The sequence below is a fragment of the Lysobacter sp. P5_B12 genome (genome assembly GCF_056400425.1).
On the sequence record NZ_JBFULG010000001.1, the window covers coordinates 196,577 to 209,097 of the forward strand.

The 12,521-nt window shown below is 67.8% G+C and carries 13 protein-coding genes; 6 read left to right on the forward strand and 7 right to left on the reverse strand.

Annotated features, from left to right (window positions below; all coding sequences use genetic code 11):
• The first annotated feature begins 11 nt into the window (after positions 1–11).
• Positions 12–431 carry an ExbD/TolR family protein gene (locus tag AC1DOM_RS00895; protein WP_498959351.1) on the forward strand — a complete coding sequence of 140 codons (420 nt, stop codon included), beginning with the start codon at positions 12–14 and terminating at the stop codon, positions 429–431.
• Between the two features lie 87 nt (positions 432–518).
• Here AC1DOM_RS00895 and AC1DOM_RS00900 read toward each other — a convergent pair whose 3' ends face one another.
• Genes AC1DOM_RS00900 through cls form a run of 3 tightly spaced genes read right to left on the reverse strand, consistent with a single transcriptional unit; the run spans position 519 to position 3,067 of the window.
• Positions 519–1,277: a pyridoxine 5'-phosphate synthase gene (locus AC1DOM_RS00900; protein ID WP_498959352.1), complete on the reverse strand. Its 759-nt coding sequence runs from the start codon at positions 1,275–1,277 to the stop codon at positions 519–521.
• A gap of 28 nt (positions 1,278–1,305) precedes the next feature.
• A complete protein-coding gene (locus AC1DOM_RS00905; protein ID WP_498959353.1) occupies positions 1,306–1,575 on the reverse strand; it encodes a hypothetical protein in 270 nt (89 codons plus the stop codon).
• Positions 1,576–1,633: 58 nt separating this feature from the next.
• A complete protein-coding gene (cls, locus tag AC1DOM_RS00910; protein ID WP_498959354.1) occupies positions 1,634–3,067 on the reverse strand; it encodes a cardiolipin synthase in 1,434 nt (477 codons plus the stop codon).
• 68 nt (positions 3,068–3,135) lie between these two features.
• Between cls and AC1DOM_RS00915 the strand changes: the two genes are divergently transcribed.
• Genes AC1DOM_RS00915 through AC1DOM_RS00925 form a run of 3 tightly spaced genes read left to right on the forward strand, consistent with a single transcriptional unit; the run spans position 3,136 to position 5,439 of the window.
• Entirely contained in the window at positions 3,136–4,239 is a 1,104-nt protein-coding gene (locus tag AC1DOM_RS00915) for a PA0069 family radical SAM protein (protein ID WP_498959355.1), read from the forward strand.
• Between the two features lie 13 nt (positions 4,240–4,252).
• Positions 4,253–5,044 (forward strand): sensor histidine kinase, encoded by a 792-nt coding sequence (locus tag AC1DOM_RS00920; RefSeq protein WP_498959356.1) that lies wholly within the window; start codon positions 4,253–4,255, stop codon positions 5,042–5,044.
• Positions 5,041–5,439 carry a response regulator gene (locus tag AC1DOM_RS00925; protein ID WP_498959357.1) on the forward strand — a complete coding sequence of 133 codons (399 nt, stop codon included), beginning with the start codon at positions 5,041–5,043 and terminating at the stop codon, positions 5,437–5,439. The genes AC1DOM_RS00920 and AC1DOM_RS00925 overlap by 4 nt, the downstream gene beginning before the upstream one ends.
• Positions 5,440–5,445: 6 nt before the next feature.
• On the opposite strand, the gene AC1DOM_RS00930 is transcribed toward AC1DOM_RS00925, so the two are convergent.
• The 4 genes from AC1DOM_RS00930 to AC1DOM_RS00945 are packed head-to-tail and all read right to left on the reverse strand — an operon-like array spanning position 5,446 to position 9,429.
• Entirely contained in the window at positions 5,446–6,489 is a 1,044-nt protein-coding gene (locus AC1DOM_RS00930; protein ID WP_498959358.1) for a class 1 fructose-bisphosphatase, read from the reverse strand.
• A gap of 50 nt (positions 6,490–6,539) precedes the next feature.
• Positions 6,540–8,015, reverse strand: a complete 1,476-nt coding sequence (locus tag AC1DOM_RS00935) for a glycosyltransferase family 39 protein (protein ID WP_498959359.1) — start codon at positions 8,013–8,015, stop codon at positions 6,540–6,542.
• Entirely contained in the window at positions 8,015–8,449 is a 435-nt protein-coding gene (locus tag AC1DOM_RS00940; RefSeq protein WP_498959360.1) for a ketosteroid isomerase-related protein, read from the reverse strand. Before AC1DOM_RS00940 ends, AC1DOM_RS00935 begins: the two co-directional genes overlap by 1 nt.
• Positions 8,446–9,429 (reverse strand): pyridoxal-phosphate dependent enzyme, encoded by a 984-nt coding sequence (locus tag AC1DOM_RS00945; protein ID WP_498959361.1) that lies wholly within the window; start codon positions 9,427–9,429, stop codon positions 8,446–8,448. The genes AC1DOM_RS00940 and AC1DOM_RS00945 overlap by 4 nt, the downstream gene beginning before the upstream one ends.
• Before the next feature lie 114 nt (positions 9,430–9,543).
• Between AC1DOM_RS00945 and AC1DOM_RS00950 the strand changes: the two genes are divergently transcribed.
• Together AC1DOM_RS00950 and mnmG are read left to right on the forward strand one after the other, a co-directional pair.
• Positions 9,544–10,188, forward strand: a complete 645-nt coding sequence (locus tag AC1DOM_RS00950; protein ID WP_498959362.1) for a hypothetical protein — start codon at positions 9,544–9,546, stop codon at positions 10,186–10,188.
• 428 nt (positions 10,189–10,616) lie between these two features.
• The gene (gene mnmG, locus AC1DOM_RS00955) at positions 10,617–12,503 is read left to right on the forward strand and encodes a tRNA uridine-5-carboxymethylaminomethyl(34) synthesis enzyme MnmG (RefSeq protein ID WP_498959363.1); all 1,887 of its coding nucleotides are present in this window, start codon (positions 10,617–10,619) and stop codon (positions 12,501–12,503) included.
• Positions 12,504–12,521: the final 18 nt, after the last annotated feature.

The following is a 12,521-nucleotide window of genomic DNA, read 5'->3' on the forward strand; positions in this document are numbered from 1 at the left end:
AGAACAGAACCATGGCTTTCAGTTCCGGTGGCGGTAGTGGCCCGATGGCCGACATCAACGTCACGCCGCTCGTCGACGTGATGCTGGTGCTCCTCATCATCTTCATGGTGACGGCGCCGACGCTCTCCTATCCGATCGACATCGACCTTCCGCAGAAGTCGCTCAACCCGCCGCCGCAGACCAAGGAGCCGCCGGAGCCGATCAAGCTCCGCATCGACGCCTCGGGCCAGGTGTACTGGAACGAGTCGCCGCAGCCGGTCTCGGCGCTCAAGGGCCTGATGCAGGTCGAAGTCAATCGCGATCCGACCAACCAGCCCCAGCTCGAAATCGACACGAGCCCGGACGCCGATTACGGCGTGCTGGCCAAGGTCCTCGCCAGCGCGAAGAACGCCGGCATGATCAAGATCGGTTTCGTGCAGCCGCAGGGCTGACGCAACTCAGAATCAAGCACGACGCACTGTCTGTCGACGCCGCCTCCGGGCGGCGTCTTTTTTTTGCGCGCGATTTGTTGCGCGCAATCAACCGCCGTGCGCGATCGCTTCGAGATAGCGCTTCACCGTCGCATCCAGTCCGCGATACAGCGCATCGCCGATCAGCGCATGCCCGATCGAGACTTCCAGCACCTGCGGCACGCCGCGCAGGAACGCCGGCAGATTCGCTTCGTTCAAGTCGTGCCCCGCGTTGACGCCCAAGCCCACCGCCTGCGCGCGCCGTGCCGTCTGTGCGCACAACGCGATCGCCGCACCCGCATCGCCTTGCGCGAAGGCTTCGGCATACGGCCCGGTGTACAACTCGATGCGTTGCGCACCGACATCCGCCGCGCGCTCGACATCCGCGCATCCGGCGTCGACGAACAAACTCACGCGACAGTCGAGCGCACGCAACTCCGCGATGCGCTCGCGCAACTCACCCAGGTCGCCGGAGAAGTCGAACCCATGGTCCGACGTGATCTGCGCATCCGAATCCGGCACCAGCGTGGCCTGCGCCGGGCGCGTTTGCGCACACAGCGCCGCGAACCCCGGGTAGCCCGCACGCGGCGGCGCGAACGGATTGCCTTCGAGATTGAATTCCACGCCACGCGAACGCGTCAGCACCGAGAGCGCGTAAACATCCTCCGCACGAATGTGCCGCGCATCGGGCCGCGGATGCACGGTGATGCCGTGCGCGCCCGCATCCAGGCAGGTGCTGGCCGCCTGCACGATATCGGGTTCCGTGCCGCCGCGCGAATTGCGCAGCACCGCGATCTTGTTGACGTTGACGCTGAGGACGGTGGCCATGCGCCCGCCTATCGCGCGATCTGCGCGGTCACGGCGCCGGCGGTTCGCCGGATTGCTGCTGCTGCGCGGCGAGCTTGCGCGCTTCGGCCTGCTCGCGCAGGCGACGCAATTCGACCGGATCGATCATCGCCATCTCGTCGCGCGCGCGCGCACCGGCCCGCGCCGAATACAGCCCCAGGATCCACCCCAGGGAGAACAGCAACGCGAGCAACAGGCACACGGCCATCAACCACGCGAGGGTGGTGTTCAACGCGACCGCGAAGGCGGCGGCCGCCAACCCGAGCAACAACCAATGCATCGTCGACTCCCGCGTTCCTGGATCGTGCTGCGCCGAAGTGTACGACGAACCCGGCGGGTCAAAGCAGCGGCGAGAGCAACCGCGCGACCGCCTCGGGCAGGCGCACCGTCCAGAGCGGTCGCGGCCGATCTTCGCGGACACGCGGGGAGTGCGCCAGGTCGCCCTCGATCACCCGCTCCAGCTCGCCGGCCAAGCGGGCGTCGTGGCAGACCACGGCCACTTCGAAATTCAAGCGGAAACTCCGGTAGTCGAAGTTCGCGCTGCCGATGCTGACCACGTGCTCGTCCACCAGCAGCGCCTTGCTGTGCAGCATCCGTGGCCCGTACTCGTACACGCGCACGCCCGCGGCGAGCAGTTGGTCGAAGTAGGAGCGCGCCGCCAGCGTGACGATCATCGAATCGCTGACCTTGGGCACCAGCAGCCGCACGTCGAGCCCACCGAGTGCCGCCGACGTCAGCGCCATCAACGCCGCCTCGCCCGGCACGAAATAGGGCGTGGTCAGCCACACGCGCCGCTGGGCCGAATGGATCGCCGCGACGAACATGCGGTGGATGGCTTCCCAGTCCGAATCCGGCCCCGATGCGATCGCCTGCACCGCATACGACCCGGGCTCCGATTCTTCGGGGGCGGGCGGCAACACCGGTGGGTGTTCGGTCGCGTACGCCCAATCCTCGACGAACAACACCTGCAGCGAGCGCGCGATGCGGCCCTCGAGCCGCAGATGCAGGTCGCGATACGCATCCGGCCGCAGCGTCTCGTCTTCTTCGTCGGTGACGTTGATGCCGCCGGTGTACGCGATGTGCCCGTCGATCACGGCGATCTTGCGGTGCGTGCGCAGGTTCAACCACGGGCGTCGCCAGATGCGCCCGAAATGCATCGGATGGAACCAGGCGACCAGGCCACCGGCCTCGACCAGCGGCGCGAAGAACTTGCGCGGCGTCTTCGATGAGCCGACGGCGTCGACCAGCAGGCGCACGCGCACGCCGGCGCGCGCGCGCTCGATCAATGCATCGCGCACCTTCGTGCCCGTGCGGTCGGGCAGGAAGATGTAGTACTCGATGTCGATCGAATCGCGGGCCTGCGCGATGTCGGCGAGCAGCGCGGTGTACTTCGCGTGCCCGTCGACGATCATCCGCACTTCGCGCGCGGTCGTCGGCGGCAGCCCCGTGGTCGCCATGCCCAGGCGCGAGAGCTCGCGCGCGATCAGGTCGTCGGCCGCCGAGGGCGGCAGCATCGGCGCCTTGCTGCGCGCACGGCGCAGGCGGTGCCGCGTGATCCGCTGCGGCCCGAAGTAGTTGTAGACGAGGAAGCCGATGTACGGCAGCAAGGCCAGGCCGAGCAGCCAGCTGACCGTGGCCACCGGCTCGCGCTTCTGCAGCACGATCCAGCCGCCGAGGCCCACGAGGTAGACCACGTAGAGCACGGTCATGTAGATCCGGACATTGTGGATGTCCGACACGGCGTGCCAGGCGGATAGCAAGGCCTCGATCATCGACTCTCCAGACCTTTGGATTCAGGTTCCGTAGCACGCCATGCGACGCCGGAGCGTACCCTAGCGGGGTGGAAGACGCGCGCAAGGCAACGACACCGATCAAGGGCCGCGGCGCCGCCTCGCGCGTGACGGGGCGGTTCGAAAAGACCGTGCGCCAGGGCGAGGACGACGGCTGGGGCTCGGTCTACGACACCAGCCTGGATGGCGCGGACGCGCCGCCGCCGCACCCGGAAACACAGGTCACCGAAGAGCGCGCGCGCACCATCCTCACGCGCAACCAATCCCCCGACGTCGGCTTCAATCTCTCGCTCAATCCGTATCGCGGCTGCGAGCACGGATGCGTCTATTGTTTCGCGCGCCCGTCGCACGCCTACCTCGATCTCTCGCCGGGCCTGGATTTCGAAACGCGCCTGTACGCGAAGACCAACGCCGTCGAGCGCTTGCGCGAAGAACTGGCCAAGCCCGGTTACGTGCCCGAGCCCCTGATGCTGGGCATCAACACCGATGCCTACCAACCGATCGAACGCCAGTACCGCATCACGCGCGCGATCCTCGAACTGCTGGCCGAAACGAAACATCCGGTGAGCTTCGTGACCAAGGGCGGGATGATCGAGCGCGACGTCGACCTGCTCGCGCAGATGGCGAAGGACAATCTCGTCACCGCGCACTTTTCGATCACCACGCTCGACAACCGCCTGGCCGCGCGCATGGAACCGCGCGCCACCGCGCCGCACGGAAAACTGCGCGCGATGCGCACGCTGGCCGATGCCGGCGTCCCGGTCGGCGTGATGGTCGCGCCGGTGATCCCGATGATCACCGACCACGAACTCGAACACATCCTCGAAGCGGCGAAGGACCATGGCGCGCGTTCGGCCGGCTACACGCTCCTGCGCCTGCCGCATGAATTGAAGGACGTCTGGCGCGAATGGCTCGAGCTGCACTACCCCGATCGCGCCAAGCACGTCATGAGCCTCATCCAGCAGATGCGCGGCGGCAAGGATTACGACAGCCGATTCGGCACCCGCATGCGCGGCGAAGGCCCCTTCGCGCAATTGCTGCAGCAGCGTTTCAGGAAGGCCCATGCGCGCCTCGGATTCGGACATCTGCCGCCGTCGGACGCGAGCAAATTCACGCCGCCGCGCAAGCCTTCCCCGCAAGCCGAACTGTTCTGAACCAATCCGTGACGTGAAGGCACGCAAGCCGCGGCCGGTTGCGTACACTGCCTCCAACGTCGCAGCAGGTCCCCCCGCCGTGCACGACATCGACGCTCTACAAGCCGAATACGCCGCGCTGCGCCAGGACCAAGGCGTGCTCGCGCTCGGCCTGTCGCACGAGATGCGCTCGCCGCTGCGCGCCATCGACAGCTTCGCCTACCTGCTCGAACAAGGCAGCGCGCACGCGCTCGACGACACCGGTCGCGACCATCTGCGACGCATCCGCGAAGCCAGCGCCCGCATGGGCCGCCTGCTCGCGCGCTTGCAGACCTATCTCCAGGCGGGCAGCGCACCCTTGCGCGACGACGCCATCGACCTGGCCCTGCTCGCCGAGTGGTGCGTCGGCGAATTGCGCGACGCCGCGCCCGATCGCGAAGCGCAGGTCGACATCGCACCCGACATGCACGTGCGCGGCGACGAACGCTTGCTGAAAACCGCGATCGCCGAACTGCTGCACAACGCGTGGGTCCATGCGGACAAAGATCGCCCCGTGCGCATCGAAGTGGATTCGCAACACGATGCGCAAGGCACGACGCTGCGCATCCGCGATCACGGCAATGGTTTCGATCCTGCATTGGCGACGCGCCTGGGCGAACCCTTCCAGCGCCTGGCGCCCGACGTGCATCCCGAAGGCTGCGGACTTGGCCTGGCCATCGCGCGCCGCATCGCGCAACGCCATGGCGGCACCTTGCGCATCGAAGGCCGCGTCGGCGAAGGCGCGACCGCGCACTTGTTCCTCCCGCACACGGCGGAGGCGCGATGACGCTCGCGCCGGTGCTGCTCATCGAGGACAACCTCGATGACGTCGAACTCACGCGCCTTGCATTCATCGAAGCGGGCATCGCGCATCCGCTGATCGTCGCGCGCGATGGCGCGCTCGCGCTCGACTGGCTCGATGCCCATCGCGATGCGCTGCCCTCGCTGATCCTGCTCGACCTCAACCTGCCGAAACTCGACGGTCGCGAAGTCGTGCAGGCGATCCGCGCCGATCCCGCGCTGCGCCACCTGCCGGTCGTCGCGTTGAGCAGCAGCGGCGAACCGAACGACATCGACGCCACCTATGCGTGTGGCGCCGACAGTTATCTGCAGAAGCCCGTCGACTTCGTGCGCTTCATCGACGACGTGCGCCGCCTGCGCACGCAGTGGCTCGAACGCTAGCGCGGATTACGCGGCGGTTTTCGCCTTCGCGTCGTGCGCGAGGTGGTATTCGGTGGCCTTCGCGACTTCCTCGCGCGAACCGAGGAACACCGGCACGCGCTGGTGCAATTCCGTCGGCGCGATCTCGAGCATGCGCACGCGCCCATTCGTCGACGCGCCACCCGCCTGCTCGATCAGGTAGCTCATCGGATTGGCTTCGTACATCAGGCGCAGCTTGCCGACCTTCGTCGGGTCCTTCTTGTCCCACGGATAGATGAAGATGCCGCCGCGGGTGAGGATGCGATGCACGTCGGCCACCATGCTCGCGATCCAGCGCATGTTGAAGTTCTTGCCGCGCGGGCCGGTTTCGCCGGCGAGCAGGTCGCGCACGTAGTCCTGCATCGGCGCTTCCCAGTGGCGCTGGTTCGACATGTTGATCGCGAATTCCTTCGTCGCCGGCGGCACCGTCATGTTGCGCTGCGTGAGCACGAACGACCCCATCTCGCGATCCAGCGTGAAGGCGTGCGTGCCGTGGCCGATCGACAGGACGAGCATCGTGCTCGGCCCGTAGATGCAGTAACCGGCGGCGACCTGCGTGGTGCCCGCCTGCAGGAAGTGCGCGTCTTCGGGATGCGTCACGCCTTCGGGGCAGCGCAGCACCGAGAAGATCGTGCCGACCGAGACGTTGACGTCGATGTTGCTGCTGCCGTCGAGGGGATCGAACAGCAAAAGATAGTTGCCGCGCGGATACACGTCGGGAATCGGCTGGCAGTGGTCCATCTCTTCCGACGCGCACGCGGCTAGGTGACCGCCCCACGCATTGGCTTCGAGCAACACGTCGTTGGCGATGACGTCGAGCTTCTTCTGCGCTTCGCCCTGGATATTGCCGCTGCCCGCCTCACCGAGCACGCCACCGAGCGCGCCCTTGCCGACGGACACGGAGATCGACTTGCACGCGCGCGCGACCACTTCGATCAGCAGCCGCAGGTCGGCGTTGATGCGGCCGGCGCGCTCTTCCTCGATGAGGTGGCGGGTGAGGGAAATGGAGCCGGTCGTTTCGAAATCGGACATGGCGGGCAGCGTCGGGCGTCGGGAAGACGCCCATTGTCGCCCACCCGGCCTCAGCGGCGAACCACGCGGAAGAACATCCGGCCCTGCCAGGGCGTGCCGAGCGGCGTGGCCTCATAACCGGCCGCCCGGATGCGGGCCAGGACCTTCGGCCAGGTGCCGGCCTTGCAGATCCACAGCGCGCCCGTCTCATGCTCGGCCAGCTCCTCTTCGAGCAATTCGTCGTAGACCCGGTCGAACTTCGATTGCGGCAGCGGATACAGCGAGATCTTCTCGATATGCGTCGACAGCCCGAGCTCCAGGTGCAGCCCGTAGCGGGTCATGTCCTCGACGAAGACCACCTCGGTCACCGGCTGCCCGCCCGCGCGCTGGCGGATTTGATCCGCCCATTCCGACGCATCCTTGTGCGTGCGCCAGAAGCCCGCGCCGACCTGCATCGCGAGCACGAGGGCCACCCATGCGACGATCCACGGCCAGCGCGGCAAGGCGCGGCCTTCGCGATGGCGCTGCAGGCCGACCAGCAAGGCCAGCGGCGTGAACAGGGGAAGCAGGTACAGCGGCATCCGCGAGCGCGCGAGACAGAACACGACCAGCGGCAGCGCGATCCACAGCACGAGCAGCAACCACGGCGCATCGGCCGCACGCTGCGTTCCGCTGCGCCACCAGCCGCGCACGTCCGCGGGCAGGCGCCGGGCCCAACGCAGCAGCGCCGGCGTCCACGGCAGCGTGCCCAACAACAAGGTCGGCACGTACACGACGAGGAAGCCGTACCACTCGCCATGGCGCGAGAAATCGTCGCTCGCCACGCGCGCGATCACTTCGCTGCCGAGGAAATGTTGCAGCAGCCCCGGATGTTGGCGCACCACCGCGAGGTACCAGGGCAGCGCCAGCAACGGAAACAACAATGCAGCCCAACCGAACACGCGCGGACGCTGCTTGCCGGGAATCATCCAATCGAACGCGACCACCGCGAGCAGCGGCAGCAAGGTCGGCGGCCCCTTCGTCAAAAACGCCAGCGCGAAACCGATCCAGATCGTCGCGATCCACCACCGCCGCCGCGCATCGCCGAAGCGCGCCTCCACGAACCCGTGCATCGCGATCGTCGAGAACGCGGTGAGGATGTAATCGGTGGTGATGTATTGCGATGCGCCGATCGTGAGCAGCATCGTCGCGTAAGCGAGCGCCGCCGTGGCCTCGCTGCCGGGCGACAGGCGCCGCCCCATGCGCCACACCAGCCACACGCACAACAGGTAGGCCAGGGCACCGGGAAGGCGCGCGGCCCAGGGATTCGTACCGAAGACGGCGACGCTCGAAGCGATCGCCCAGTAGGTCATCGGCGGCTTGGTCCAGTGGCCGATTTCTTCGTTGCGACGCGGGTTGAGCCAGTCGCCGCTGTCGAGCATGTTGAGCCCGACGTTCGTGTAACGGCCTTCATCCGGATCCCACGTGCCGCGATGCCCGAGGAACAGCAGCGACAGGCAGACGGCGATGATGGCCACCCACGTGGCGGGCTTTCGCAGGATGTCCATCAGGCCTGTGCGACTTGGGAAAACCATTCCTGCAGATTGTAGTGGTCGCTCACCCGGCAGATGCGACCCTCCCGGAGTGCGAAGAACGCGGCACCGGGCATGCGGTATTTCTGGTTTTGCGCCGGCGGCATGCCGATGTCGTCGGCGACGTATTCGCCATCGACGACGTACTCGGCCGCGCCATGCAGGCCGTCGGCCGACGCCAGGAGCACGAAGTCGTGCAGCCGTTCGCGATAGCAGAATTCCATGCGCTGCAGGAATTCGCGGAAGGCCGTCTTGCCCACTTCACGCGGCCCCTGGTTGAGGTCGTGCACGACATCGTCGGTGAGCAGCGCGACGACGCCATCGGGATCCTGGCGATTCATCGCTTCGTAGTAGGCGCGCAAGGTGGCGAGCGTGCGTGCCTGCGGTGTCGCCGGTTCGGCGCCGCTCACGCGCGGCCCTTCGCGAACAACGCGGCGATGGCGTCGAGGTCGACGTTGCCGCCGGAAAGGATCGCGCCCACGCGCAGGCTCGCGAAACGTTCGCGATGACGCAGCAGGGCAGCCAGCACGGTGGCCGAGGAGGGCTCGACGACCTGCTTCATGCGCGAGAAGAGCAGGCGCATCGCTTCGATCGTGTCGGCGTCGTCGACGACGAGCGTCTCCACGTCGTGCGCGCGTAGCAGTTCGAAATTCGGTTCACCGAGCGTGCCGCGCAGGCCGTCGCAGATGGTGTCGGGCACGAAGTCCGTCACGCGGTGGCCCTGTGCGAGCGATGCCGCGGTTTCCGCCGCGCCCGCCGGCTCGGCGAGGAAGACGCGTGCGTTCGGAAGCGTCGCCGCGACGGCGAGCGCCGTGCCCGACGCCAGGCCGCCGCCACCGACCGGCACGATCACCGCGTCGAGCGCGCCGTCGCAGTAATTCATCAGCTCGAGCGCCGCGGTGCCCTGGCCCGCGATCACGCGTGCATCGGTATAGGGATGCACGAGTTGCGCGCCGGTGTCGTGTTGCAGTTGCGCGCACGCGGCCTCGCGCGCGGCAATCGTCGCCGCGCAGTGGTGCAGGGTGGCGCCGTAGGCTTCGATCGCGGCGAGCTTGGACTTCACCGCGCCCTCGGGCACGACGACGTGGCAGGCGATGCCGCGCGTGCGCGCCGCCAGTGCAAGCGCGGCACCGTGGTTGCCGGAGGAATGCGTGACCACGCCGCGCTTCGCCTGTTCGTCGGTCATCGACCACACCGCGTTGCACGCGCCGCGGAACTTGAACGCACCCGCGCGCTGCAGGTGTTCGGCCTTGAAGGCCACCGACGTGCCGACCAGCGCGTCGATGGCGCGCGAGCGGAGCACCGGCGTGGCGTGGGCGTGGGGCGCGATGCGCGCGGCGGCGGCGAGGACGTCGCCGAAGGCCGGCAGGAGTTGGGCGGGCGGATTCATGCCGGCATGCTAAACGTTGCACTGACGGTTCAGGGAGTACAACGTGGAACCGGAAAGATTAAGCAGCAATTCAACGCCGCGGGCGGAATCTCGTGGCATCCACAGGGGATGACCATGTCCACGCAGCGATTGTTCCTGCTCGCCGCCGCCGTCCTGCTCGGCGGTTGCGCGACGGGCTACACGTATCACCAGAACGGCGAAGGCGATTACTACTCCGGCGAGCCGTACACCGACTACCACTACGTGCCCTCGGCCGGCTGGTACGGCGGTTACCCCGGCGCGTATTACGGGCCGTATCCGGGTTGGGGTGGCGGCTTCAGCTACTGGGGCGGTTATCCCGGCTACTACGGTGGGTATTACGGCGGCTACTACGGCGGTTATCGCGGTGGCGATCGCGGGCCGTACAGGCCGCACCATCCCCACAACCCACCGCCGCCGCCGCCGAGCACGGGTGGTGACAATCCGCCGCGCGAATTGCGCAGCCACCGCCAGGTCGAGTGGGCCGGCCCGCGCGGCGGCAACCCGCCGGTGATGCCGCCGCGCGTGCACCGCAACGAAGTGCTCAACGATGGAAGACCGCCCGCGCCGGTCTCGCGTCCGATGCCCCTGCGCACGCCGCCGCCGTCGCCGTCACTGCGGCCGCCACCGCCGCCGCGTCCGATGACGCCGTCGCCCAGCCCGTCGTTCACGCCGTCGGCCCGCAGCGAACGCGCCGCCGAACGGGCACGCATTAAAAGTGGGTCGGGCGACACGCCTTGAGGTGTTGCGCTCCGCCGGACGGGGGCGCACAGTAGGCCGCGAGTGACGAGTTGCGTCGCTTTGCGACACAACTTGCGGCAGGCCCGACCATGTCGACGCCCCTCGGGGAACCCACGGATCCCCCCTGTTCCGCACCTCGCGGGGCGTCGGCCACCCTTCCAGGGCGCCATCGACTGATGCGCGGCCCTTCGCGACCCGAATTGCAGACATAAAAAAGGGGCCGAACGTCCCCCGACATTCGGCCCCTGCGCTCCCCCGGCGTGTACTCGCCAGCCCCTGTTCCAATCCGGCAGCGCTTGGTGCGCCTGCCACCCCGGGTGCAATGGGAGATGTCGCAGGAAGCGTGCCAAGCCTGCAATCGCGTCATTCAGGTCCCCCAACGGCACGCAAGTAAAATGCGCAGCCTGTCCGCGACACCCTCGTCCACCATGTCCGATTTCTTCCGCCACGACGTCATCGTCATCGGCGGTGGCCACGCCGGCACCGAAGCCGCGCTCGCCGCCGCGCGTACGGGTGCACGCACGTTGCTGCTCACGCACAACGTCGAAACCGTGGGCGCGATGAGCTGCAACCCGGCGATCGGCGGCATCGGCAAGGGCCATCTGGTCAAGGAAATCGACGCACTCGGCGGTGCGATGGCGCGCGCCGCCGATGCCGCGGGCATCCAGTGGCGCACGCTGAATGCGTCCAAGGGCCCGGCGGTGCGTGCGACGCGTTGCCAGGCCGATCGCGCGCTGTATCGCGCCGCGATCCGGCGCATGGTCGAAGCGCAACCCCATCTGGTCGTGTTCCAGGCCGCCGTCGACGACCTGGTCATCGAAGGCGACGCCGTGCGCGGTGCGATCACGCAGACCGGCCTGCGCTTCGAAGCGCCCGCCGTCGTACTGACCGCCGGCACCTTCCTCGCCGGCAAGATCCATGTCGGCCAGACGCAATACGCCGCGGGGCGCGCCGGCGATCCGCCCGCGACCACGCTCGCCGCACGCCTGCGCGAACGCCCCTTCGTCGTCGACCGCCTGAAGACCGGCACGCCGCCGCGCATCGACGGCCGCACGCTCGACTACACCGTGATGGAAGAACAGCCCGGCGACGACCCGCGCCCGGTGATGTCCTTCATCGGCTCGCGCGACGACCATCCGCGCCAGGTCTCGTGCTGGATCACGCACACCAGCGAACGCACCCACGAGATCATCCGCGGCGCGCTGGATCGCTCGCCGTTGTACACCGGCCAGATCGAAGGCATCGGCCCGCGTTATTGCCCGTCCATCGAAGACAAGGTGGTGCGCTTCGCCGAAAAGGCCTCGCACCAGATCTTCGTCGAGCCCGAAGGACTCGACGTGACCGAGATCTATCCCAACGGCATTTCGACGTCGCTGCCCTTCGACGTGCAGCTCGAGCTCGTGCGATCGATCCGCGGTTTCGAGAACGCGCACATCACGCGTGCCGGTTACGCCATCGAATACGACTTCTTCGATCCGCGCGGACTGAAGGCCTCGCTGGAAACCAAGGCCGTCGCCGGCCTGTTCTTCGCCGGCCAGATCAACGGCACCACCGGTTACGAAGAGGCCGCAGCGCAAGGCCTGCTCGCGGGCCTCAACGCCGCGCGCTTCGTGCAGCAGCGCGATGCCTGGTCGCCCCGCCGCGACGAGGCCTATCTCGGCGTGCTCGTCGACGACCTGATCACGCACGGCACGAACGAGCCGTATCGCATGTTCACCTCGCGCGCGGAATACCGCCTGCAGTTGCGCGAAGACAACGCGGACCTGCGGCTGACGCCCATCGGGCGCGAGTTGGGCCTCGTCGACGATGCGCGCTGGTCGCGCTTCGACGCCAAGCGCGAAGCGATCGCGAAGGAAACCGATCGCCTGCGCGCTGCGTGGGCCACGCCGAACAACGCGCTCGGCCGCGAACTCGAAAGCACCCTCGGCGTCGCGCTTACACGCGAAGCCAACGCGCTCGACCTGATGAAGCGCCCGGAGCTGGACTACGCCAAGCTCATGCAATTGCCTGCGCTCGGCCCCGGCGTCGACGACGCGAAAGTCGCCGAGCAGGTCGAGATCGGCGTGAAGTACGCCGGCTACCTGGACCGCCAGCGCGACGAAATCGCGCGCCAGCAGCGCCACGAAACCACGGCGATCCCGGCCGCCTTCGACTACGCCGCCGTGCGCGGGCTGTCGGCGGAAGTGCAACAGAAGCTCGCACGCGTGCGCCCGGAAACCGTCGGCCAGGCCCAGCGCATTCCGGGCATGACGCCGGCGGCGATTTCCTTGCTGCTCGTGCATCTGGCCAGGTCCCGCGGCACGCGCGTGGCCTGACACAACCGGCACACGCGC

What these genes read in the sequence shown, in the direction of transcription:
- AC1DOM_RS00895 (WP_498959351.1), top strand. Translation starts at nt 12, where the DNA reads ATGGCTTTCAGTTCCGGTGGCGGTAGTGGCCCGATGGCCGACATCAAC.
- AC1DOM_RS00900 (WP_498959352.1), bottom strand. Translation starts at nt 1,277, where the DNA reads ATGGCCACCGTCCTCAGCGTCAACGTCAACAAGATCGCGGTGCTGCGC.
- AC1DOM_RS00905 (WP_498959353.1), bottom strand. Translation starts at nt 1,575, where the DNA reads ATGCATTGGTTGTTGCTCGGGTTGGCGGCCGCCGCCTTCGCGGTCGCG.
- cls (WP_498959354.1), bottom strand. Translation starts at nt 3,067, where the DNA reads ATGATCGAGGCCTTGCTATCCGCCTGGCACGCCGTGTCGGACATCCAC.
- AC1DOM_RS00925 (WP_498959357.1), top strand. Translation starts at nt 5,041, where the DNA reads ATGACGCTCGCGCCGGTGCTGCTCATCGAGGACAACCTCGATGACGTC.
- AC1DOM_RS00930 (WP_498959358.1), bottom strand. Translation starts at nt 6,489, where the DNA reads ATGTCCGATTTCGAAACGACCGGCTCCATTTCCCTCACCCGCCACCTC.
- AC1DOM_RS00935 (WP_498959359.1), bottom strand. Translation starts at nt 8,015, where the DNA reads ATGGACATCCTGCGAAAGCCCGCCACGTGGGTGGCCATCATCGCCGTC.
- AC1DOM_RS00945 (WP_498959361.1), bottom strand. Translation starts at nt 9,429, where the DNA reads ATGAATCCGCCCGCCCAACTCCTGCCGGCCTTCGGCGACGTCCTCGCC.
- AC1DOM_RS00950 (WP_498959362.1), top strand. Translation starts at nt 9,544, where the DNA reads ATGTCCACGCAGCGATTGTTCCTGCTCGCCGCCGCCGTCCTGCTCGGC.
- mnmG (WP_498959363.1), top strand. Translation starts at nt 10,617, where the DNA reads ATGTCCGATTTCTTCCGCCACGACGTCATCGTCATCGGCGGTGGCCAC.